The organism is Achromobacter sp. SIMBA_011 (genome assembly GCF_046535435.1).
Lineage (GTDB): Bacteria > Pseudomonadota > Gammaproteobacteria > Burkholderiales > Burkholderiaceae_B > Achromobacter > Achromobacter dolens.
In genome coordinates this window covers 1-246 of the sequence record NZ_JAWRWN010001014.1, presented here as the reverse complement: position 1 = coordinate 246, position 246 = coordinate 1, and the positions used below count along the sequence as shown (strand labels likewise).

General features: G+C 67.9%; 1 protein-coding gene. It reads right to left on the bottom strand.

The window, feature by feature from the left end; translation table 11 throughout:
• A partial coding sequence (locus tag SB816_RS34070) for a PIN domain-containing protein (protein WP_410548508.1) occupies window positions 1-246 on the bottom strand: 246 nt, incomplete at both ends.

Genomic DNA, 246 nt, shown 5'->3' with positions numbered 1-246 from the left:
CGGCGCGACGTCACGCGTCGCCACGATCAAGCCGTTCGCCGCGGCTGTTGCAGCGATAAATCCATCGGCAGACGCCATCGCGTTGCCCGTGGCCCGAGCCTTCGCGCGAAGGCTCGCATAGGCTTTACTGGCCGCATCGTCGAACGGCAGGATCCGGCCGCGAAACAGCGGCACGACGCGCTGCTCGATGCTTTGGTGCAGCCAGTCCCGCCTTCGCCCTTCCGGCAACGCGGCCACGCCGAAACG